The 22175-nt window shown below is 40.7% G+C and carries 18 protein-coding genes; 7 read left to right on the top strand and 11 right to left on the bottom strand.

Features of this window, described 5'->3' with window-relative positions; translation table 11 throughout:
- Positions 1-68: 68 nt before the first annotated feature.
- The 4 genes from CYAN7822_RS00645 to ctpA all read right to left on the bottom strand — a co-directional run bounded on the left by CYAN7822_RS00645 (position 69) and on the right by ctpA (position 4575).
- Positions 69-542 carry a GNAT family N-acetyltransferase gene (locus tag CYAN7822_RS00645; RefSeq protein ID WP_013320297.1) on the bottom strand — a complete coding sequence of 158 codons (474 nt, stop codon included), beginning with the start codon at positions 540-542 and terminating at the stop codon, positions 69-71.
- Entirely contained in the window at positions 517-1833 is a 1317-nt protein-coding gene (locus CYAN7822_RS00640) for an RNA-guided endonuclease InsQ/TnpB family protein (RefSeq protein WP_013320296.1), read from the bottom strand. Before CYAN7822_RS00640 ends, CYAN7822_RS00645 begins: the two co-directional genes overlap by 26 nt.
- Positions 1834-2227: 394 nt before the next feature.
- The gene (locus CYAN7822_RS00635; RefSeq protein ID WP_013320295.1) at positions 2228-2827 is read right to left on the bottom strand and encodes a 3'-5' exonuclease; all 600 of its coding nucleotides are present in this window, start codon (positions 2825-2827) and stop codon (positions 2228-2230) included.
- 500 nt (positions 2828-3327) lie between these two features.
- Entirely contained in the window at positions 3328-4575 is a 1248-nt protein-coding gene (ctpA, locus tag CYAN7822_RS00630) for a carboxyl-terminal processing protease CtpA (protein WP_013320294.1), read from the bottom strand.
- 90 nt (positions 4576-4665) lie between these two features.
- On the opposite strand from ctpA, the gene ilvC reads away from it, so the two are divergent.
- Positions 4666-5748 carry a ketol-acid reductoisomerase gene (ilvC, locus tag CYAN7822_RS00625; RefSeq protein ID WP_083786811.1) on the top strand — a complete coding sequence of 361 codons (1083 nt, stop codon included), beginning with the start codon at positions 4666-4668 and terminating at the stop codon, positions 5746-5748.
- Between the two features lie 328 nt (positions 5749-6076).
- Here ilvC and CYAN7822_RS00615 read toward each other — a convergent pair whose 3' ends face one another.
- From CYAN7822_RS00615 to CYAN7822_RS00605, 3 genes are all read right to left on the bottom strand, one after another.
- Positions 6077-6913, bottom strand: coding sequence for a YdcF family protein (locus tag CYAN7822_RS00615; protein ID WP_013320291.1), 837 nt, complete (start codon positions 6911-6913; stop codon positions 6077-6079).
- A 108-nt stretch (positions 6914-7021) separates the two neighbouring features.
- Complete coding sequence (locus tag CYAN7822_RS00610) at positions 7022-7669, bottom strand: hypothetical protein (protein WP_013320290.1); 648 nt, start codon at positions 7667-7669, stop codon at positions 7022-7024.
- Between the two features lie 31 nt (positions 7670-7700).
- The gene (locus tag CYAN7822_RS00605; protein ID WP_013320289.1) at positions 7701-11591 is read right to left on the bottom strand and encodes a hypothetical protein; all 3891 of its coding nucleotides are present in this window, start codon (positions 11589-11591) and stop codon (positions 7701-7703) included.
- Between the two features lie 349 nt (positions 11592-11940).
- Here CYAN7822_RS00605 and CYAN7822_RS00600 point away from each other — a divergent pair, with 349 nt between their 5' ends.
- Both CYAN7822_RS00600 and CYAN7822_RS00595 read left to right on the top strand, forming a co-directional pair.
- Positions 11941-12600 carry a HEAT repeat domain-containing protein gene (locus tag CYAN7822_RS00600; protein WP_013320288.1) on the top strand — a complete coding sequence of 220 codons (660 nt, stop codon included), beginning with the start codon at positions 11941-11943 and terminating at the stop codon, positions 12598-12600.
- Positions 12601-12756: 156 nt separating this feature from the next.
- Positions 12757-14445, top strand: a complete 1689-nt coding sequence (locus tag CYAN7822_RS00595) for a DUF3352 domain-containing protein (RefSeq protein ID WP_013320287.1) — start codon at positions 12757-12759, stop codon at positions 14443-14445.
- A 3-nt stretch (positions 14446-14448) separates the two neighbouring features.
- Here CYAN7822_RS00595 and CYAN7822_RS00590 read toward each other — a convergent pair whose 3' ends face one another.
- On the bottom strand, positions 14449-15003 hold the full coding sequence (locus CYAN7822_RS00590; protein WP_013320286.1) for a prepilin-type N-terminal cleavage/methylation domain-containing protein: 555 nt from the start codon (positions 15001-15003) through the stop codon (positions 14449-14451).
- A 265-nt stretch (positions 15004-15268) separates the two neighbouring features.
- Here CYAN7822_RS00590 and rpe point away from each other — a divergent pair, with 265 nt between their 5' ends.
- Positions 15269-15976, top strand: a complete 708-nt coding sequence (rpe, locus tag CYAN7822_RS00585) for a ribulose-phosphate 3-epimerase (protein ID WP_013320285.1) — start codon at positions 15269-15271, stop codon at positions 15974-15976.
- Between the two features lie 386 nt (positions 15977-16362).
- Here rpe and shc read toward each other — a convergent pair whose 3' ends face one another.
- Positions 16363-18294, bottom strand: coding sequence for a squalene--hopene cyclase (gene shc / locus CYAN7822_RS00580; protein WP_013320284.1), 1932 nt, complete (start codon positions 18292-18294; stop codon positions 16363-16365).
- A gap of 725 nt (positions 18295-19019) precedes the next feature.
- Here shc and CYAN7822_RS00575 point away from each other — a divergent pair.
- From CYAN7822_RS00575 to CYAN7822_RS35440, 3 genes are all read left to right on the top strand, one after another.
- A complete protein-coding gene (locus tag CYAN7822_RS00575) occupies positions 19020-20012 on the top strand; it encodes a pentapeptide repeat-containing protein (RefSeq protein WP_013320283.1) in 993 nt (330 codons plus the stop codon).
- A 150-nt stretch (positions 20013-20162) separates the two neighbouring features.
- Positions 20163-20561, top strand: a complete 399-nt coding sequence (gene speD / locus CYAN7822_RS00570; protein WP_013320282.1) for an adenosylmethionine decarboxylase — start codon at positions 20163-20165, stop codon at positions 20559-20561.
- Positions 20562-20691: 130 nt separating this feature from the next.
- Entirely contained in the window at positions 20692-20985 is a 294-nt protein-coding gene (locus CYAN7822_RS35440) for a DUF6464 family protein (protein ID WP_013320281.1), read from the top strand.
- A gap of 7 nt (positions 20986-20992) precedes the next feature.
- Here CYAN7822_RS35440 and CYAN7822_RS00565 read toward each other — a convergent pair whose 3' ends face one another.
- Together CYAN7822_RS00565 and CYAN7822_RS00560 are read right to left on the bottom strand one after the other, a co-directional pair.
- A complete protein-coding gene (locus CYAN7822_RS00565) occupies positions 20993-21544 on the bottom strand; it encodes an NUDIX hydrolase (RefSeq protein WP_013320280.1) in 552 nt (183 codons plus the stop codon).
- Between the two features lie 43 nt (positions 21545-21587).
- Positions 21588-22169 (bottom strand): Lumazine-binding protein, encoded by a 582-nt coding sequence (locus tag CYAN7822_RS00560; protein ID WP_013320279.1) that lies wholly within the window; start codon positions 22167-22169, stop codon positions 21588-21590.
- Between the last annotated feature and the right edge of the window lie 6 nt (positions 22170-22175).

Here is a 22175-nt window from a genome sequence, read left to right as displayed (position 1 = left end):
ACCCAACAAGGGTGGGGGCAAACCAAACAAAATAATCTTATGCGGGCTATAGCATAAAAGGGCCAACCCTACGCTTCTCTTAGCATTTTGCGGTAAATAATTTTATCCTCGCCCGAAGAATAAAAGTCGCGGATTCGGGCCTCCTCACTAAAACCACACTTACGGTAGAACGCCCGCGTACCCTCGAAACTCTCCAGACCAGACGTTTCCACCAGAAGCAAGCGCTCGCTACGCGCCGTCAACATTTGCTCAACATATTGTATCAGTGCCGCACCGCGTCCTTGCCTCTGACGGTCGGGTCGGATGGCGATTAACAACAGGTTCCATGTCCCAACCGTCATACGTTCGCTTTGGCAATATGCAACCCCCACCGGCTCCTCCTCATCGTCGATGAGCCAAAAGTGGTCGCTATCGCTGTTGTCGCCGAAGTAGCCGGTTAGCATTTCGTCAAGTACCTTAAGCTCATTGGGCCCGAACAGTCCGACTTTTTCGGCTAGTATTATCAGCGCGGTCTTATCATCGGGTGTGATCGGTCGAATCATAACTTATCTTTATCAATTGTGAGTCGCCCAATTTTAACTCTTTTGACACTCCTCGCCCGCGCATGGTCGAGGATTCTTGGTTCACAGAGGATACTTGCTTAGATAAAATTACTCCTATCAAAGTAGAGGTATCTTCTCCCCCATTAGCTGTAGCTAACGCTGAAAGAATTTCACTTTCAGAAGCTTTAGATCCCGTATGCCCTACGGTACTTAATCCGAGTTTTAAAATATTAAGTGCTGCATTTTCATCTCTATCTAAACAAGCACCGCATGAGCAAACATGAGTCCTTGTTGATAGAGACTTCTTAACAGTTTCACCACAATTAGAGCAATTCTGACTTGTGTATTGAGGTGGCACAGCAACAGTTATTTTACTAAACTTGCTCCCAAAATACTCTATCCATTCTCTAAATTGATACCACGCAGCATCGTTAATACTCTTAGCTAAACAGTGATTTTTAACCAAGTTTTTTATTCTTAAATCCTCATAAGCAATCACATCGTTAGAGTGAACTACGCACCTGGCTAACTTTACAGCAAAGTCTTTACGCTGCCTACTTACTTTAAGATGAACTTTGGCTAATCTCTGTCTGGCTTTTTGTCTATTAGAAGACCCTTTGACCTTCTTCGATAATCTTCTTTGCAGCCTTTTTAACCGCTTTTCAGACTTCCTTAAAAATATAGGGTTATCAACTTTCGAACCCTGTTGGTCGGTGTAGAAAGAAGCTAATCCTACATCTAAGCCAATACATTTACCAGATGGTTTAATATCTTCAGTAACCTCACAAGAAAGAACGAACTGACAGTAATAGCCATCGGCACGTCTAATAAGTCTAACTCGTTTAATATCAGAATCTTTGAAATAAGCTAAGTCCCAAGTCCCTTTTAAAGAGAGTGTTCCAATGCCTTTCTTGTCACTGAAGCTAATAGTCTTAGGTGTAATAAGTTTCCATCCTGTTGTTTTATACTCAACTGAACGAGAAAACTTTTTAAAGCGAGGATAACCTTTCTTTCCTGGTATCTTTTTTTTACAGTTATCAAAGAATCGTGATATTGATGACCAGGCTTTTTCGGCGCTTGCTTGCCTTGCTTGAGAATTTAATTCAGAAGCGAATTTAAAGTCATGAGCTAAAATTTTACAATACGCTGACAAATCATACTTGTTCACTCCTTTATTATCCATCCAATACCTTAAGCATTTATTACGAATAAATTGAGAAGTGCGAATAGCATCATCTATCGCTTGATATTGTTGTTTTTTAGCTTCGACCTTGAATTCTAAAACAAACATTTACGCTCTTTACTTGAGTATAAAACTATCGTAGCATATAAATACTCAGTTGGCAAGCTAGATCAAAAAAGCCGTCCCTTCGCTATCGCTCAGGACAAGCCTAAAAGGACGGGGCTTTAGACCCTTAATTTTCGGTAAAACCCTCTTAGCAAGAGGTTAAAAGATATAGAAGCGGCTTTATTTTTTGCTTATCGTCAGTAAGTTAGTAGGGCATAAATAAACTAGCCAGGTTGATTGATGTCGGTGGTACTTTATAAGCCGCAGGAGAGCCGGTTATTTAGAATACCATACTGTTAGTGGCGGGTTACGGCGAATTGTTAAAGTGTGGTTGAGTTTTAAAAATTATTACCGCCTAACCTACTCTAAGAAATCTAAAATTTGATGATTATTTAAACTACAGAGGATTTAACTGTTTTCTCCCCAAAATATAAGGCAATAGCTTGGCAATATTTCTAGCATCATCAATCCCCCGATGATGAGTACCAGAAAGCGTCAAACCGGCAAGTTCTAGAGCTTCTTTCATACCATAACGTTTCGGTAAACCTTGCCGCTCACTAAATAACTGCTTTAAATTAACGTGAGGATAAGCAATAGGAAAAGGAACCTGATGAAACTTACTATCCTGTAGAAATTGATGGCGATCATAATCTCCCCAAGACCCAAACACAGCATTAGAATAATTAGATAGCCATTTTTTGAGAAGAATAGCGGCTTCGGGATAAGAGGGAGCCTGATCCACTTGCGTTTGAGTAATAGAAGTTAAGGACTTACAAAAATTAGTCAGGATAGGATAACGAACAGGTTTAATAAAAGTTTGAAATTCAGCAACAATCGTTAAATCCTGTTTTTCCACCATAACAGCACCTATTTCAATAATTTCCATCTCGTGCCGCTTGATCGTTCCCCGTTCACCTTCGGTGCTGCGGAGCAGTTCACAACAAGTAGCCTCTAAATCAAGCACTAAATAATAATCGTATTGGTTTAAATTGCTCATGTATTACAAGTAGGTTGGTGGGTTACGACGGATTGTTGGATTATGACCGCCTAACCCACTCTACAGACACAAGGCTAATGAACTACCTACGGACTTCGCTTTGCTGCGTCCGAGGTTTCTGACGCTTCACCTAGACAACTTACGTACAAAAATAGTTTTGAACATAGAGGTTATCTATCGACGTTTGAAGACGCTAGTTCCTAACGCCTGTATCGGGAAAACCCGACCTAAGAGAAAAGAGTGATCAGCATTTATCGACTCTTCTGTGGAATCTCTGTTTTCCAAGCACTGCCACTAACTGTGCTAGTTCTGGGGTAGATAAGTAGCTTTCACGGCATTACTGCACTGCGGAGGAGGTTATCATCCCTGGTGGCAAGCGGGTCTATTACCGTTATTGCCTCGCTATGCTTTATATTAGAGGGTTTTTGCTACGTAGTCAATACCACGCCTCTTTTTCATCCCACGCACTCAGTCGTGCGGTGATTTTCCACTCTGAACTGTTAACCGGCATCAGCCAAAACCGGATTGTCGGTCAAAAGTTTCAAAGCCTCCTGATATTGAAGGTCTTTTTCTGTGCCAATTTGTTGATAAGTAATAGGATCTTCGTGAATCAGTTGATCGGGAACAATACCCGCTTTATGAATATCCTTATGAGCCGGTGTTTCATACTTAGCAACAGTAATGGCTAAACCCGCCCCATCGGGTAACTCAAACAAAGATTGAATTAAACCCTTTCCAAAAGTTTTCTCACCAAGCAAAAGGGCGCGACCATTATCTTGAAGCGCCCCGGCTAAAATTTCACTGGCGCTGGCCGTTCCCTCATTAACCAAAACAATTAAAGGATCTTCTGTCAAAGACATTCCCGAAGCCGCAAAACTATCAAACGCGCCTTGACGGTTAACCGTATAAACAATGGTTCCTTTATCTAACCATAAACGGGCAATTTCAATGCCGGCTTGCAGGAGTCCACCGGGATTATTTCGCAAATCAAAAATATAAGCTTGGGCCCCCTGTTTTTCTAATTCTTTAATCGCTTGAGACACTTCTTTAGCCGCATTAGCACTAAATTGAGTCAAGCGGATGTAACCAATGGGAATTGAACCATGCTGATCTAAACTGGCATAAACTGAACTCAGAGAGATGCGGTCCCGAATCAGATCTACAGTCCGTTGTTGAGACTCTTGTTGACCATTCGGCAAAATCGTTAAAGAAACCTTAGTGCCTTTTGGGCCTCGCATTTTAGCCGCCGCTTCATCTAGCGTCAGAGTAGCAGTATCCACCCCATCAATAAACAGAATTCGATCTCGGGGAGCGATGCCAGCATCTTCAGCCGGAGAACCCACTAGAGGAGCAACCACTTCTAACTTGCCGGTGTCTGGGTTAATATTAATTTGCAGTCCCACTCCTGATAATTCGCCGGCGGTACTCATTTGTAGATTGTGATATTGTTGGGGACGCAAAAGACGAGTAAAAGGCTCATCCAAAGTAGCCAACATTTCATCAATAGCCTTATAAGTATCTTCTCGGGTTTTAAGGGGTCGTTTTAAAAAATCTTGTCGAATTTGCCACCAATTTTGCTGATTAAACGAATCATCTATATAAGCTTGGTTAACCAGTCGCCAGGATTGTAATAAAATCTTTTGTTCTTGTGAAAAACCTGCCGCATTAGCCGCAGGAGTCCAGCCCATCAACGAAACAATTAAACATAAACTCACTAAAAGAGTGACCACTACAGAACGTCTTCTCATAAGGCACAGATCAATTCAAGGTTTGCGCTTGTCAGGAACTTATTCCGGACAGTTTTATATTTTTTCTAATGTAAACTGCAACACCCCAAAATGGGTGTAAAGTCAGCAACTAGGCCAGGGGGACATTTTGCGCTACAATTAAGAGTTTGCAGATCAATGGAAGAAGGAGACAGCCTCATGGCTCGAATGTATTACGATGAAGATGCCAATTTAGACTTACTTGCTAATAAAACGGTTGCCATTATCGGCTATGGTTCTCAAGGCCATGCCCATGCCCTTAATCTTAAAGATAGCGGAGTTAATGTTATTGTGGGGCTGTATCCTGGGAGTAAGTCAGCCCAAAAAGCCACTGAAGCCGGCTTAACGGTTAAAAGTGTAGCCGATGCCGCCGCCGCCGCCGACTGGATTATGATTTTGCTGCCAGATGAGGTACAAAAAAGCGTCTATAAAAATGAAATTGAACCCCATTTAAAAGAAGGCAAAGTTCTTTTGTTTGCTCATGGATTTAATATTCATTTTGGACAAGTAATTCCTCCTTCTACGGTAGATGTGGTTATGGTGGCACCAAAAGGTCCAGGACATCTCGTCAGACGTACCTACACCCAAGGCGAAGGAGTCCCCTGTTTATTTGCAGTCTTTCAAGATGCTTCAGGACAAGCCCGCGATCGCGCTATGGCTTATGCTAAAGGGATTGGAGGAACTCGTGCCGGTGTTTTAGAAACGACTTTCCGAGAAGAAACAGAAACTGATTTATTTGGTGAACAAGTAGTCCTCTGTGGCGGTCTAAGTGCTTTAATTAAAGCCGGATTTGAAACCTTAGTCGAAGCCGGATATCAGCCTGAATTGGCTTATTTTGAATGTCTCCACGAAGTTAAACTAATCGTTGATCTGGTGGTAGAAGGCGGATTAGCTAAGATGCGCGATAGCATTTCCAATACGGCAGAATATGGAGACTATACTAGAGGTCCTCGTATTGTTACGGATCAAACCCGGCAAGAAATGCGGAAAATCCTTAAAGAAATTCAATCCGGTCAATTTGCTCGGGAATTTGTCTTAGAAAACCAGTCAGGAAAACCCGGATTTATCGCCATGCGTCGTCAAGAAGCTGAACATCCTATTGAAGAAGTCGGTAAAGATTTACGAGCTATGTTTAGTTGGCTAAAAAAGGCTTAATTTTGATTCGGTGAAGGATCTGCTTCTCTTTCAAATTCTTGGATTTTTTGTTCCCGTTTCCTACTAGGCCTTGTAGCCTCTGCATCAATATTAGGGAATAGCCCGATCAAGGTATGCTCTAGCTTTTGTCGGGTATTCCTACTATATAGACTTAGCGGTTTAGGAAGTATTACATCACCCCAGACAATAAACACTATGCTAAGAACCATAGTGAGTGAGAAAAAAGTTTTACTACTGAGTAAAGAAAATTTCATCTCTTTATTCCCTTTTTAAAAGCTCGAGTCTGTACTAATAATTTAACAAGAATTTTTTCCCGTGAAAACTGTATTTATAACCAACCTTTTAATCTATAAATAACCATTCCTATATACTCTTTTAAAGCTTTAGTAGTTCCTTCTAGGCGGCCAGCATCAGGGATTAAATTAAGCATTATAGTTTCTACACTGAGATCACTCTGTTCTAACTCGGGTTGACTCACTAAAAAATCAGTGGGGGCAGGAATGACATCTATACCTTGTTTTTTGAAAATCAAAAGAGAACGCGGCATATGAAGGGCCGAAGTCACTAATAACACTCGCTTAATACCTTTTTCATTTAAAATTTTCTTTACATTAACCACATTTTCATAGGTATTAAGGGATGTAGAATCTTGAAGAATTGCGCTAGGCGGTACACCCATCAGAGTCAATAGTGTGGCTATATCTGCGGACTCGGGTTGTTGCTGAGTGCGGAACGAGTTCCCCACCCCACTCAATTTGTCGGTAACTTGTTGGCCACCCCATTTAATTCGACCTCCAGAAGCAATAATTAAAGGCGCTTTGTGGTCTTGATAAAGTTTAGCCGCATAGACAACGCGATCCCCTTGTTCATTTAAATCTACCATTGGACGAGGAAAAGAGGCTGATTTTGTCGCACCACCGAGTACAATAATTGCTTCTGCATTGGGGATATTTTGGGGGATATTTTGCCATTCCAAAGACTGAATTAATCCATTACTGACCCATTCATTACCAGCGACTAAAATAATAATGAGCGCTAATGTTATTGGAAAAGGAACCCAAGCAGGACGTTTCCACCATAAGATTAAACTTATCACTAGCAAGACACAAGTTAATCCAACGGGATACAAAAATAACGGCAGTAATTTAGAAAGAAACAAAAACATATTTATGGTTATTAGTCTGTAGGTAGTTTTAAAGAAGACCCATTAATTATTAATCATTAGTCATGTCCTATTTTCTATTGCAAGAGTGCCCTAGTGCCTAATTGTTAACTATTCTGTCTTCGGTTTCCTAACTCGTGTTTGCGGTCTTCTTTTTGTTTCAGGCTTTGTGGTTTTACTGGGTTCTTTGAGTCCTTTGTTCAACTGCCAAGCGATGGCATTGAGAATGAGATTAGCATAGCCTGAACTATTGGCTCGATAGTTTTCTTGAGTAGCAATTGCCGTTCCTAATCTTTCCAATGTTTTCGGATATTTTTTATCTTTCACTAATTCTTTTTCTTTGGCAGTTAAAGGTCTATTTTTTTCTAACACTGCTTTAATTATGGGCAAATAAGGTTCAGCTTCTTCAGCTATTTCTTGAATTTCTAATTGCAGTCTAGTCAATTCGATAATTTCTTGCGCTCCTTGAATAATTGGCGGAATCTTCGCCGCTTTTTTCGGTGCTTTTGGAGCTTGTAATTGAGGGCTATCAGGCGGAACAAAAACAAGATTTTCCAGCGTTAATCCATCAGGAAATTGATCGGCTTCTATTTCTCCCTGTTCCCACATTCGATGCACAATTTCTAGTGCCTTAGCTCTATTTTGAGGATTATTTCCACCTTTTCCTTCTACTTCAATCAGTATTCCTTCTTGTTCAGATAAAGATTTAGATAGGTCACTAACAGCTACAAAATGAGTCACTGATGATGTTCTTGCCATACTTAACTAATACTCGAATTACTTTAATTGATTATTGCCATTGGTTTAAACTATTTAGCCAATTTTGCCACAAGTTTAACATTTGTTCTCGCCGGCGTTCAAAATTTGCGGCTACAGTAATTAGAATAATACCAAGAGCTAATCCTATTATCCATTTTATAAAACTCCACTGAAAACTGACAATAATTACTTGATAAATACCGGTCATGACAAAAGTCGTAGTTCCCACGAATAAAAAGGCTCTGATTTGTAATCCTAACCCAGTCAATAGCGTTAATAAACTGATGATAGCGGGAATTAGTCCTGTTTTTTGGTAGAATAGTAAAGCCGTCACACAAATAATACTACTTCCTAATAGGCGCAAATAATGACGATTTTTGCGCTCTCGATTGTCTTGAAATTTTTGATCAATTTGAGCTATATATAGGAGAGAAAACCCCCACACAAACGCCTCAAATAGTGGTTCTTTACTTCCTTGCTCAAACCGCCAATTTAAAATCATATAGTCAAGCAAAAATAGGCTAATATAAGTCCAGCGTAAGTTTTTTGTCTTCAGGGCTATTTGCAGATAAAAACCGGCAATAATTAAAAGATTAAAATACTGAACATTAGCTAAATTGGGGAGAATGATTAAAGCCTGTAAAATAGGAAGCAATAAAGCCACATTTTGCCAGGGAGTTACCGGCCACTTCCAAGTTTGCCAAGGTAAATAATATAAAATTAAAGCCAATGCACAAATAATTAAAGCTCGATAAGGATCAAGAATGGCTAATTGCTGCCAAATCATTCGAGCAAAAACAGCAGTAGCAAGAACATCAAATAAGCCCAGATAAACCCAGATATCTTTAGCCGTTGTCAAATTTTGTTGAGAAGATAAGGGGGGTGTAACCCGTCCTTGAATCAGAGAATAAACCGGTAAAATTAAACTCGCTATCAGAAGCAGTAAATTAAGCTGAGATGTTAAGGTAATCGTTGAAGCAACTGTCATAATAGAGATACTCTTTAAAACAGTAGCAATTGCCCAATGAGCATGAGCAATTATTTGAATTTCCCTGAGATTAAGATTTAAATAGTTTTGAAACCCTCGCCATCGCAAAAACCAAGCCAAGAGACGATAACTTAACGCAATTACCCCAGTAATCACAGCTAAGCTCATAATATTATTAGCCGCTTCTCCCTGGAATTGTCTCATTTGATAAATAGCTGATTCATAAATGCCTAGAGAAATGCCAGCGACAGCCAGATAGCTGAGGATTTTAGCCCGATTTAAACGATAGCCTATCATGACACCTGTAATGCCGGCTCCCACCGTCAGCAAGCCTGTATAAGCCGTAAAATGTCCCCATCGCCAACCGATGCCCATGATGGCGATAATTAAGGGAAAAATTTGAAAACTGGTTAATTGAGACAAAGATGAAAATTTTGCCGATAGCCAACCGGTAAACCCAAGAGTAAAGAGAGCTAAAATAATATTGCTCGTGGCAATTATAGAGGCAACATCTTGAGAATTAGGAGCCAATAAATTGACGGTTAAGACAACACTTTGAATCACTAAAATTTCAATGATCCAAACTAGCCCATACACCACCCAATAATTAAGTTCTTGCCAATAGCGGTAAATCACAATAGCCCCAATTAAAAGAGTCGCAACCAAAGAATGCCAAGTCAGAGAAAACAATCCCACTGTGGAACCAAGACAGTCTACGGTTAGACTCAATAAATTAAAAACACATAAAAAAATTGCCCAACCTTCAGCCGCCTTAGCATATAAACTCGCCAAAAATCCCTGACGCTGTTTTAACCCTATATTGAGCAGCCATAGCACCACAAGAGTAATCGCATCACTAATGATAGCTTGAGATGAAACAAAAAATTCACCAAAAGAAGTAGTGAGTAGCCGCCCTAACCATACTGCCTGTAAAGCAAGCGTAAAACCGATTTGAATTCTAGCCGCAGTTAAACGACGAAGATAATAAGTATTAAATAACATTAATCCGGCTCCCATAGCTAAACTAAAGAGCCTATAATCCCGAAACCAAAGCGTTAAAGTCTGTGCAACAATTAACGCCACGCAACTCCAAAAAGCCGCTTCTCTTCTTTGTTTTCTCCCACTCCGACTAGCCACTCCAGTAAGGGTTAATGGCACTAATAACCACCACAATTCTTCTGTGTAAACTTTTTGTGCATCTAGAAACAGTTTAACCTCCTGTGATAATAAAATATAACTGAGAAAGGCGAAGAAAAAACCCAAGTGCCAACAACTACGATACCAAACTTGTTTAACAGTTAAATTCCCCCGAGATTCTTGTAAGGTACTCATTAACCATTCTCCCACCATGAAGCCTAATAATATTTTTATCCATCTGGCCACACTTAGAGAAGGGAATTGCCAATCTACTATCGAAGTAATCGTCAATAAGGCAGTAATATGATTTAAATAAATTGCCGCAATTTTTACCGGTTGACGACGAGAAGAATAATAAGTTAACAGCAGAGTACAAAGGAATAAATTCACGGCTCTGGCTGTCAAATCCAAAAGACTATTAGCCGTCATGCAAAGTGCCAAAAATAAACTTAATCCTTCGCCCAAATTGCCCAAACTAGGCTTATTTTGACGCTGTAGCCAATCGGTTAACCCGACAAAAATTAATAGATAGGGAAATAAAATTAAACTATAGAGCGAGTAAGAATAATTTTGATTGTGAGTAAAATGAATCCAAACATCTAGAATATCTTGACGAACCGATAGAGGAATTAAACGCTCTATCAGAAAAACCCCTTGCAAGCCAATTAAATAAATAGCGAGTAAATCTAACCGTAGCCAATCTCGCCGTAATCGTTGTCCAAAAAATTGTAGTGCTAGAAAACTCACCAGAGCCGCTTGCCAAGGAAAATTCTCTCCTACTGAAAATAACCACCCTAAAAATAATAAAATTATCCCGACAAATTCCCAAACTTTTCCAATAGAAACATCCGGGGCAATCTTCCCACCATTTCCCTGTAGTAACCAGCCAGAAACCCCAATAGCTAACCCTAATTGTTGAATAGGAAGATGATTCACAAAAATTGCTCGTATCAGCAATATACTTAGCCCATAAACTAACAGTCCTCTTCCTTCAACTTCCCTCAATTGTCTTGAACTGGGAAATAATCTTAAAATGATACTGGTAACAATTAGGGCAAAATATACAGCAATAATCGGTACTTCTGAAAAATGCCAACCCCACTGTAAATAACTTAATCCTAAAAAATTAATAGCGATAAGAAAACGATGCCTAGACTTGCTGTATTGATAAAAAACAAGGGTAAGACTAAAACAAGCGAGCGCAATAACTTCCCATCCCCACTGCTTTTCCCATAACCGAAAAGTATCCATCGCCCAAAAGTTAATAGGAATAAGTAAAAAAGCAATATTTTGAAGCGTTTGAGAAGTTAGCTGTAAATTTTCCTGGCGGCTTAACCAAAAACCCGTTCCCCAAAAAACCAGGGTATAACTCCATAAAATTAAATATTGTCCTACATTCGTAAATCTTTGCCATTGAGTAGCCGCTAACAAGGTAGAAGATATGACGACTAAAAATAAGCCTAAAAATAACAACCAACGAACACTCAGTTCATCTTTTAACCCCTGCAATATCCGAGTAAAAATATTTCTAGGTTGACGTTTTTGTGGTATAATTTGCTCTGATTTTAAAGGAGTTTCAGGAATATTAGATAAATCGGTTTTTTGGGGTGAGACAACTGTTACCGGTTCAGGAAGTGGAGAAGTTAAATAAAGCTGACTGAATTGCTTAACATAATCGTCATTAATTAATCCCAAACGCAACCATACTTCTAACCCGTCCAGCAATGCGGGGTTGGAAGCATCGACAACTATCGATAGTGATAGCGGGTTTGAGAGTGAAGATAATTCATCATTCATAATTGATGAGTGATGATGCCTGGTTCAATCACAAAAAGGTTATGGGATATAGGCTAACATACTCTTGCTTTATTTAATTCAACGAAGGGCGTTATAAACCCGAAGAATTAGCCGAAATCGTCAACCCAGAAAATATTATCAACCAAGCATTAAATCTAATTATCAACCCTCACTAAATCTCTCGACAAAACTAAATATATTCATCTGTGTTTATTGGTGTAAGCTTCGCCCCTGCACAACGCCGCATCTGTGGACCCTCATCCCAAGACGGTAAACCCTACCCCCAATTCCCTGAGTACATTGTAAACTAAAGTAAATAAACATGAACAAATATTGAGCAGACCGAATCATGGAACTCGAACAACTCCAAGCCTATCTCGAGAGTTCAGACTCCCAAAACCGCCTTAAAGCCTTAGTGGAGTTACGCAAATACGACTCAGAAATAGCAGTCCCCTTACTCATCAGTCGAATACAAGACCAAGAATTTATCGTTCGTTCCTATGTGGCGATGGGGTTAGGCAGAAAACAAAATGCTGATTCTTATGCGGCATTATTAGAACTCATTGAATTTGAGCGAGACCCAAATGTTCGCGCTGAAGCGGCTAATTCTCTCTCATTTTATGGTGAGCCATCCATTCCTCATTTAGTAGCACTGTTTCATAAAGATAATAACTGGTTAGTTCGTAAAAGCATTTTTGCGGCTATGGCAGATTTAAATGCACCAGCAGAATTACTCGAGATTTGTGTAGAAGGACTCAAAGATAAAGACCTGACTATACAAGAAACTGCTGTGGATGGGTTCACCCTATTAGTTAATACAGATAAAAGTGAAGCGGCTCTTAATCAATTACTGTCTTTAGTGAATCATAAATCATGGCGAGTTCGAGCCAGAGTTGCCAGCGCCTTAAGTAAATTTAATAGCCCATTAGTTGAAGCGGCATTAATTCAATTAAAACAAGACCAAGATCATCGCGTGGTGGCGGCTGTTTTAGAAACTCTGTTACCGTAGGCTAGTGTTGATGCTTTTAGGTTCAAAAATATTAAGTTTTTAGCCGCCAATGCCCACCCTACAACGACAGATAGTGATTAGACCCCTGTATAGTAAAATGTAAAAGGCTCGAAGCTTACCCCTGTCGGGCAATATTTACTGTCTCTACAACTAACCATGAAGCTTCGCACTTTTTTGTCAATCCTAGCAGTTGGTGTTGTTCTCCTTTTATCCATCGCTGGTGGTAGCCTTTATTGGATACTCTCTCAAAGTCCCTTAAATCTCCTCGCAGGAGGGGTAACAGCGCAACCGGCTGCCGCCATCGTCATTCCCCGACAAGCTCCGGTGATGGTATCTCTATTAGTCAGTCCAGAGCGTATAGAAGCTTTTAGTCAACTCATTGCGGCTCCCGCTAACCGGCGACGCTCCCTCAGAGAAATTCGAGAAGTGGAAAAAAGCTTACTGGCCAAAACTGGATTAAACTATCAAAAAGAGATTCAACCCTGGCTAGGAGATGAAATTACTCTAGCAGTCACTTCCCTCGATTTTGATCGCAATCCGGAAAATGGTATTAAACCCGGATACCTGCTGGCAGTACAAACCAAAGATGCGGAGTTAGCCAAAGAATTTCTGCAATCCTCTTATTCTCGAGAAGCGATCGCCGGTACATCAGATTTAGTGTTTGAACAGTACAAAGGGGTTAACCTCATTGCTCAACGTCCCCTATCAGCTAATAAAAATAACGTCACTTTGGGATCTAGTGCCGTTGTAGCCGATTTTGTGCTATTTGCCAACGATCCGAAAGTCTTACGCGATGCTATTAATAATGTTCAAGTTCCTGGACTCAATTTAAAGGGCGCTAATTATTATCAACAAGCTTTAAAGACCATTGAAGACCCTCGCATTGGCCTAGTTTACGGGAATTTACCCGCCTTATCCGCTTGGATAGCTAATGCACCTGTACCCGAAACCCCAGAAGTGGCCCAAATGCTGACCGTAGCATTTTCGATTAAGTCCGAAGGTTTAGCCGCTCAAACCGCCTTATTTGGGGTAGAAGGAGCCGCCAAACGGATTCCCGCTTTATCTCAACCGGTGGGAGCCTTAAATTATGTCCCCGCTAATACCATTGTCACCGCCGCCGGCACCAATCTCAACCAATTTTGGCAAACGGTAGAAACCGGTTTAGCCGCTAATAGTCCGTTACAACAGTTAGTAAAACAGCTTATAAGCCGTTTAGAAGCTCCTTTAGGTTTAAATTTACCTGAAGATATTTTTAAGTGGGTTAAAGGCGAATATAGCTTGGCTCTAGTGCCAAATCCCGAAGGGGATCAACCCGATTGGATCTTTGTCGCTCAGAAAGTGCCCGGGGTAGAGACATCCTCAGCCATCACCCATTTAGATGATTTAGCCAAACAGCAGGGCTATAGCGTGGGAAGTTTGCCCTTGTTTGATAGCACGGTCACCGCTTGGACGAAGTTAAGCACGGCTACAGAAACAGGAGGAGGTTCTTTAGCGCGTCTTAATGCTCAGGTAAAAGGGGTCCATACAAATACTGATCAATATGAAATAATTGCCTCTTCTGTTGAAGCGATGTCTCAAGCATTGGCGGCACAAAAAACCTCTTTAATTGACAGTGAAAAATTCCAACAGGCTATTTCGGCTTTGCCTAGGGAAAATGACGGATACTTTTATGTAGACTGGAATAAGAGTGAGCCAATTATTGAGCAAAAGTTACCGATTGTTCGGGTTATACAATTAGCTGGCAAACCTTTATTTAATAATCTGCGCTCTCTGACCTTGAGTAGTCAAGGAACTGAGCAGGGAATTGCCCGCGCCACAGTCTTTTTTAAATTAGGTGTGAGATAAAATCTACATACAAAGACTCTGTTCACTCATATCAATACTCATGATTAAATCATCCTGATATTGGAAAAATTGATTGGTTTCTTTATAGGCATTAGTGTAGTATGTTGTAGTATTTTTGACGGTATCTTTGCCAGAAAAAACAACATAAATTGCACAATAGGATTTTCCGTTAACTGTTGTGGGTCTAGCTTCGTAGTCATAGGAAGAATTAAAAGGAACTTTTCCACTGCTTTGCAAATAAAAACATTTAGTTGCAGGAGTTCCTTGTTGACTCACCGGAACTATATTAGGATAAACATCTTTAGGATAGTAACCATTTTCTAATCTAAAAATTCTCAGTTCTTTAGCCATACAACTCATCTGAATTTTTGCGTCTCCATATTTAAATTTATCTATCGTAGCCACATAAGAAGGAAAAGCGAAAGCGGCTAATATCCCCAAAATGATCACAGTAATTAACATCTCTAACAGAGTAAATCCTGAATTTGAGGATGAGCTTGACAAATTCTTTAACGACTTATAGCGGTAAATCAGTAGAGTTACGATCAGAGTATTCATGGGCTTAGTCGGTTAAAAATTTAAGTTAATTTAAATAAAATAATAAAAATATAGTTGATGTAAGTTCTTAAAGATTATTGTGCCCAGATTTAAGCTAAAACATAGCAATGGCTGCCGACAATGTTGAGTGCGGTCCGTTGGTGAATCTATGCTATAGGTAAACAAGAAGATTAAGAATTTAACTTTTTTTTGGGTAAGTATAGAGAAAAGCTAAAGAGTTTGTTAAGATTGTTACCAAAAGTGAGCCATCAAGAGAACACACATCATGACCCAAAACGGACATTCCAAATCCATAGTCGTTGCGCCCTCCATTTTATCGGCTGACTTTAGCCGCCTCGGAGAAGAAATACAAGCCATAGATAAAGCCGGCGCAGACTGGGTACACGTAGACGTGATGGATGGGCGCTTTGTTCCCAACATCACCATCGGTCCACTGATCGTAGAAGCTATTCGTCCTTATACCAAAAAGCCTCTAGACGTTCACTTAATGATCGTCGAACCCGAAAAATATGTCGCTGACTTTGCTAAAGCCGGCGCTGATATTATTTCAGTTCATGCGGAACATAACGCTTCACCCCACTTACACCGTACTCTCGGCCAAATTCGGGAATGCGGAAAACAGGCGGGTGTAGTTCTTAACCCCTCTACCCCTTTAGACTTTATAGAATATGTTTTAGAGTTATGCGATTTAGTATTAATTATGAGCGTTAACCCCGGTTTTGGGGGCCAAAGCTTTATTCCTGAAGTTGTACCTAAAATTCAAAAATTGCGTCAAATGTGTGATGAACGGGGATTAGATCCTTGGATTGAAGTTGATGGCGGATTAAAACCGGATAACACTTGGCAAGTTTTAGAAGCGGGTGCTAATGCGATCGTAGCGGGTTCGGCTGTATTTAAGGCTTCTGATTATTCTAAAGCCATTGAAGGCATCCGCCACAGCAAGCGTCCTCAAGCTCAATTAGCTAGTGTTTAATTATTTCTCCTTAAATTAACTCTTGTAACAGGTGGTTCAGGTTTTGTACCGCCTGTTTTGTTCTGAGTTAGGAAGTTGTGTTACGACGGACTGTTAAACTCAGATCTTGCACCTGTCTCTAATGGTATTCGTGAGGGTAGGGTGTAGGGGGTAGGGTGTGGGGTGTAGTGAAATATTGGGCGAAAAAATAATAAAAAGAAAGAGTATTAATCATGTAACTCCGAATAATGTCTCACTAATTGTAAAATCTCTTTAATTTACCTATTCCCCATCCCCGACACCCCACACCCGACACCGATCTCAACACGGAGATCGGTTGGTGCAAGATATGAGTTAAACCTAGGCGATGTTCAACGAGGGTAGCCGCCTAACACACCCTACTTAACTTAATTAAAACCCAATAACCTCTGATAACGACTAAGAGCAATTAAAGGGAAATATTGCAAATAGAGATGGTATTTAAGATAAAAATGACAGGGAAAACCCGTGCCCGTAAAATAACTTTCATCCCATGTCCCATCTGGGCGCTGAGTCGCCAACAGATAATTGACCCCTCTTTCAAGGGCCGTTTTCGCAAATTTTCCGGTCGCTTCTCCGGCGGCTAATAAGCCAATTAAGCCCCAGGCGGTTTGAGAGGCGGTACTGTCTCCTTTTCCTCTCAAGGCAGGATTATTATAACTAAAACAAGTTTCGCCCCAACCCCCATCAGGATTTTGACAACCCACTAACCAAGCCGCACCCTTTTCAATCTGTGCTTGATGGGTAACGGGTGCAATCGCGGCTAAAGCGGATAAAGCCCCACTGGTACCATAAATATAATTTACGCCCCAACGACCAAACCAACTCCCATCCGCTTCTTGTTCTTGTTCTAAGTAAGCGATCGCTCTTTTTACCCGGTCATGATCCATACTTAACTCACAAGTGCCCAACATTTCTAACACTCGTGCCGTTACATCGGCGGTATTCGGGTCAATCATCGCCTTTAAATCAGCATAGGGCAAATAATTGAGCCAATTTTGGTCATTATTAACATCAAAAGCCCCCCAGCCGCCAGCCTTACATTGCATGGTGGCCATCCAGCGCACACAACGCCGCATCGCCCCATATTTAAGCTGTTCATCGGGCATTTTCACCTGTTCGAGGGCCATCACCACCACAGCCGAATCATCTAAGTCAGGATACCAACGGTTATCAAATTCAAACGCCCATCCGCCGGGAGTTCCTTCTTTATTCTTGACTGCCCAGTCTCCATAGTCGAGAATTTGTTTATCTAATAACCATTGTGCCCCTTTTACTAAAACCGGCTCATCGGGTTTTAATCCCGATTCTACCAAGGCACGCAGCACCCAAGCGGTATCCCAAACCGGTGAAATACAGGGTTGAACGTGATAAGTCTCTTCGGTTTCAATGGCAAAATTATCAACTGATTTAAAGCCCCGATGAACGATGGGATCATTGACTTCATAATCTAACGCCCGCAGGGCTAACAGGGAATTTAGCATGGCTGGAATAATACCGCCCCAGTCGCCGGTATCTTCCTGTCTTTCTAACACCCATCTTTCAGCAGCCTTTAAACTCTCATTGCGGAAGGGAATAAGATTATTAGTCTCAGCAAACTTAAACACCCCATCTAACCAGACAAAAACATCTGTCCAATCTCCATTGCGCGGTAAATCATAGCGAACATGATTAATCCCTTCGCTATAGAGTTCATCTAGGGTAATGCCGCACTGATAAACCGGCTTTTTATCAAAGACAATCAACAGAGGAACGGTACTACCGCGCGCCCAACTCGACATCTCATAAATGGTAAAAGGGAAATTCTCCGGCAATAGCATGATCCAAGGCGGAATAGAAGGCACACCCCGCCAGTCATAGCAACCAATTAAGGCTAAGTGCATTTTCGTAAAAATGCGGCTTTTACTAATGCCTCCCCGAGAGAGGATAAAGGCTTTAGCACGAACCAAGGCCGGATCGCTTGCACTAACCCCTAACAGTCGTAAAGCCATGTAAGCTTCTACAGAGGTACTGAGATCGCCGCCATCCCCATAAAATAATTCCCATCCGCCATGTTCTCGTTGCTGACGACGGAGATAGGTTTCTACTTTATGGAGAGGGCGAGTTGTATCCGTTCCCCAAATTTTGTGCAAGAGAACCGCTTCGGCGGTAATGGTAACATTAGACTCTAATTCTGCCCACCAGTACCCCTCGGGATACTGAATCGACAGTAGATACTGTTGCGATGCGGCGATCGCCTCTTTGACCTTGCTGAATACTTCGGTTACTTTGGTGGATATGTTGCGGGCTTGTATTTGCATCAGTTTCCGTTCAACTCCAGGATATTTATTTAAGTTAGCAGGTTTAAATTTTTTGTTCCGTAGTTTAAAGGCTTCTTTTGACTTAGCTCTGATAACTAATTATTAACAATCCTTTGCCAAATCTCGCCCCAAAGCTTTATGATTAACTCAAGTAGGTTTTCTGACTTTTTAGTGCTGTCAATTTCTGCGGTTCTAGGGTTGACATTAAGCGACTTTTATGTTTAAAAAAGTAAGTAAGTAGGGAATACCGGTCTAGATAGTCCTGTACTAAACCCTTACTGGAGAAACCTACCTCAATGTCCTTAAACCCCAAACTGTATGATACCGAGCCAAAACTTCGGAGAAACAGTAAAATCGGTTGTAAAATCCGAAACAAAAGACTTTTCGAGTTTAATGCCCAGACCTGGTTGGAAAGGATGTGAAGGGTTATGGGGGGGCCATTTGTAGCGGTCACTTTTGTGCTGATCGCTGGAAGCTGAATTGAGATAATCGGTAGAATTTTGAGGACATCATCCTAAACAACGTTTTTAAGAGTTGGTTTCAGGAGAAATAAGTTTTACCCCCTTAAAAAATGAAGAGTTGGCAATTCTCTCATTCCTCAGTTTTAAAACCTTTATAAAACTTTGAGCCGCGCTAGAACACAGTCCTCAAACAGGCCGAAGCGAAAGATGATTGACAGATAAAAAACCTGGAATGTTCAATTCCAGAAGGATTTAGTAATTTTTATGAATAGCAAGGAAATTTTAAGCACAAAACTGCTCTTAAAGCAATATCAACAAGGAGTCAGGGATTTTTCAGGGATTAAACTCTCTAAAGCTAATCTCAAAAAAGAAACTCTTAATAAAATTAATTTTAGCGGAGCGGAGCTACAAAAAGCCGATTTGAGTCGAGGAGAATTGATCGGTGCCAATTTAACTAAAGTCAACTTGACCGAAGCAAATTTGTATAAAGCTCAGCTAATAGACAGTAATTTGAGCCAAGCCGACTTAAGCGCAGCCATATTGACCCAAGCTGATTTAAGCGGCGCAATTTTAAGTCAGACAATCCTCAAAAAAGCCGATCTCAGTTATGGATATTTGATCGGCAGTAGTTTAGTCAGTGCTGAACTGAGCAAAGCCAATTTGAAAGCCGCTAACCTAACAGGAGCAAGCTTAAGCAAAGCGGTAATGAGCGAAGTTAATTTGAGTAATGCTCAACTGAATCGCGCCATTCTCAGCCAAGTAAACTTAAAAAGCGCGAATTTAAAAAAAGCTACCCTCATTCGGGCCTATCTAAGTGGAGCCAATCTAGAAAACGCTAATTTACAAGGAGCCAACCTGAGTTTTAGTGATCTACGTCGCGCTAACTTACGCAATACCAATTTGAAAGGCGCAAATTTGCAAGGAGCCAACTTAGCCGGAGCCGACTTAACCGGAGCCAACTTGTCTGCTGCTAATCTTGAAGGGGTAGATCTCGAAAAAGCCAACTTGAGACAGGCAACCTTAATCTACGCCAATTTAAGAGGATGTAACTTGCTGAGTGCGGACCTCGCCGAAGCAGATTTAGAAGGGGCTAACTTGTCTAACGCCGGTTTATTACTCACCTATATGAGAGGAACTAACCTACGTCGCGCTAATTTGGATCAGGCAAATTTAATCGGAGCCAGTCTAGTACACACAAACTTGATGGCGGCTTCCTTAGCTGAGACGATTTTACCCAACGGTAGCCTTTATCATTAGGCAAGAGAGAGCAATATTTTACCCAACAATCTCGCCCTGGTGGAGTCTAAAATAACCTCTGCTGAAAAAATTTTCTCTTTCTTGAACACTAGCGCCAAATATGCTATACTAGCTTTCTTGGAAGGTAATAGCACGGAGTATGAAGTAAGAATGACAAAATTGGGAACCCATCTGATTATCGATGCTTGGCAAGTACCAGCAGACCTTCTTAACGATCCTGAACGTATTCGTCATGCTTTACTTGAGGGGATTGCAGCCGGAGAAGCGACGCTGATCGACTTGTGTGTTCATCAGTTTAGTCCTCATGGGGTGACCGCTACAGCTACATTAGCTGAATCTCACATAGCCATTCATACCTGGCCAGAACTGGGGTATTTTGCTGCCGATCTATTTTTCTGTGGCAGTGGTAAACCAGAAGAAGCCTTGAAAATTCTGAAAACGGCACTTAAAGCTAAGCAAATCAGAGTACAAGAAATTACGCGAGGGTTTCCCGCCTCTTCAGAGATTGAGCAACATCTAGAAAACTCTCTCTATCAAACAGTTGCTTAATTTTCTGACAGTGGACAATCAGTAGAGCTTCCTGCTTCTGATACTTCTCAAAGTTGGTTAGAGGTAACGACTACTGCGGATATTTTTGTTAAGATTGAGGTAAGCTCTTTATTGCTACTAGGTAGGCATCGTGGTAAGGATAATTTTGATTTTTATCCTGGCATCAATACCAGCATTATTAGGTTTTTGGATAATCCGAAGATCTAAAAGACGCTTTCAAGCCAGAATGCGACGTATTCGACATAGAGCTTATCATCAAGCAATAACGAGCGAATCTTCAGAACCTTATCCTCTAACCGAGAGATCTGATCGCTTTATAGGAGAAATTAGCTGTCAATATAACGCTCGTTCTCCTCATCTTCGTTGTGCAGTTAACCCTTCAGGTCCTTGTGAAGGTTGTCCTTATTACAAGGCAAGGGAGTAGCTAAGCCTTAAGATTTTAAAAAGTCCAGGGCTAAATAAATAGCCGCTACCGATCCACAAACACAAATTTCTCCGCACTGTATCATATATTTAACTCTTGTCATAGGAACTAAGACAAGCTCTATATCTTCGGTTAAATCTAAGTGCTGTTTACCCAGAGGAGAAGCATTTAGAGCTAGATACAGATGAATTTTATTGTTATCTTTGACCGGATTATCATAAAGAGTTGCTAATTGAATAAATTGCTCAGAAACATAACCCGTTTCTTCTTCTAATTCTCGCCTCGCCGCCATTAAACTATCTTCTTGTTGAGCATTAAAACTACCCGCCGGTAGTTCCAATAAGATCTCTTGAACACCATGACGATATTGACGCACAAAAACAATCTGGTTATCGGGAGTCAGGGGGAAAACTAGGGCAATTTCCGGACGAAGATTAACAAAATAATCATCCACAATTTGACCATTGGGTAATTGAACAGTATCCTGTTTAACTTGACACCATTGATTATTTAAGACTAACTGAGAATTAATGAGTTTCCATTTTTTAATACGGCTCATTAAAATCTATTTCACTCCTAACTCTTAAGAAATTATACTTCCCCTAAATGAATTTTTTCTCTAAAATTTGAGCCAACTTTTTGACCATCGGTTCCATTTCAATATTGAGCCAGTCTCCTACCCTTCTTTCTCCTAAATTCGTTAATTTTAAAGTTTCTTCATAAATTCCCAAACTTAAAACCCTCTCCTCAATTTTATTAATCATTAAAAGCACTCCATCTAAACAGACTAAATCTTTAGGGTCAAGGTATTTAAGCAAAACATCTTCCCAAACCACTTCAAAAAGGACAGAAGTTTCAGATTCATGAATCAGTGAAATTAATTGACATCTACCCGAAGGAATGCCCAAAAATAAAGAGCTAGAAATCTCCTCGCCCAAACGCACTGCCCTTTCCAAATTGACTCGAGTATTTGCCCTAAAAGATGACAAAGAATGAAGATGAAACTTCAAACAGAATTGGTCATTGATGCTGAACTTATCGACAAGCGTTAAAACCTTACCATTTAAAGCCACCGAAGATTGAAGAGGAAGGTCAGAAAATAGCTCAGAACCTACATTAATGATTAGCTCATGTTGATTAACTTGTGTGATCAATCCAGTTTCTTTAATAATTCCCGTAAACATAGGAAA

Origin of the sequence: Gloeothece verrucosa PCC 7822, from assembly GCF_000147335.1 — a bacterium.
In the GTDB taxonomy this organism is placed as follows: domain Bacteria; phylum Cyanobacteriota; class Cyanobacteriia; order Cyanobacteriales; family Microcystaceae; genus Gloeothece; species Gloeothece verrucosa.
Note: the sequence above shows the minus strand (reverse complement) of the source record. Positions and strands in the feature narration are given on the sequence as shown.

Excerpts from the sequence above, each read along its gene's own strand:
- CYAN7822_RS00645 (WP_013320297.1), bottom strand. The coding sequence starts at position 542 with ATGATTCGACCGATCACACCCGATGATAAGACCGCGCTGATAATACTA.
- CYAN7822_RS00640 (WP_013320296.1), bottom strand. The coding sequence starts at position 1,833 with ATGTTTGTTTTAGAATTCAAGGTCGAAGCTAAAAAACAACAATATCAA.
- CYAN7822_RS00635 (WP_013320295.1), bottom strand. The coding sequence starts at position 2,827 with ATGAGCAATTTAAACCAATACGATTATTATTTAGTGCTTGATTTAGAG.
- ctpA (WP_013320294.1), bottom strand. The coding sequence starts at position 4,575 with ATGAGAAGACGTTCTGTAGTGGTCACTCTTTTAGTGAGTTTATGTTTA.
- ilvC (WP_083786811.1), top strand. The coding sequence starts at position 4,666 with ATGGGTGTAAAGTCAGCAACTAGGCCAGGGGGACATTTTGCGCTACAA.
- CYAN7822_RS00615 (WP_013320291.1), bottom strand. The coding sequence starts at position 6,913 with ATGTTTTTGTTTCTTTCTAAATTACTGCCGTTATTTTTGTATCCCGTT.
- CYAN7822_RS00610 (WP_013320290.1), bottom strand. The coding sequence starts at position 7,669 with ATGGCAAGAACATCATCAGTGACTCATTTTGTAGCTGTTAGTGACCTA.
- CYAN7822_RS00605 (WP_013320289.1), bottom strand. The coding sequence starts at position 11,591 with ATGAATGATGAATTATCTTCACTCTCAAACCCGCTATCACTATCGATA.
- CYAN7822_RS00600 (WP_013320288.1), top strand. The coding sequence starts at position 11,941 with ATGGAACTCGAACAACTCCAAGCCTATCTCGAGAGTTCAGACTCCCAA.
- CYAN7822_RS00595 (WP_013320287.1), top strand. The coding sequence starts at position 12,757 with ATGAAGCTTCGCACTTTTTTGTCAATCCTAGCAGTTGGTGTTGTTCTC.
- CYAN7822_RS00590 (WP_013320286.1), bottom strand. The coding sequence starts at position 15,003 with ATGAATACTCTGATCGTAACTCTACTGATTTACCGCTATAAGTCGTTA.
- rpe (WP_013320285.1), top strand. The coding sequence starts at position 15,269 with ATGACCCAAAACGGACATTCCAAATCCATAGTCGTTGCGCCCTCCATT.
- shc (WP_013320284.1), bottom strand. The coding sequence starts at position 18,294 with ATGCAAATACAAGCCCGCAACATATCCACCAAAGTAACCGAAGTATTC.
- CYAN7822_RS00575 (WP_013320283.1), top strand. The coding sequence starts at position 19,020 with ATGAATAGCAAGGAAATTTTAAGCACAAAACTGCTCTTAAAGCAATAT.
- speD (WP_013320282.1), top strand. The coding sequence starts at position 20,163 with ATGACAAAATTGGGAACCCATCTGATTATCGATGCTTGGCAAGTACCA.
- CYAN7822_RS00565 (WP_013320280.1), bottom strand. The coding sequence starts at position 21,544 with ATGAGCCGTATTAAAAAATGGAAACTCATTAATTCTCAGTTAGTCTTA.
- CYAN7822_RS00560 (WP_013320279.1), bottom strand. The coding sequence starts at position 22,169 with ATGTTTACGGGAATTATTAAAGAAACTGGATTGATCACACAAGTTAAT.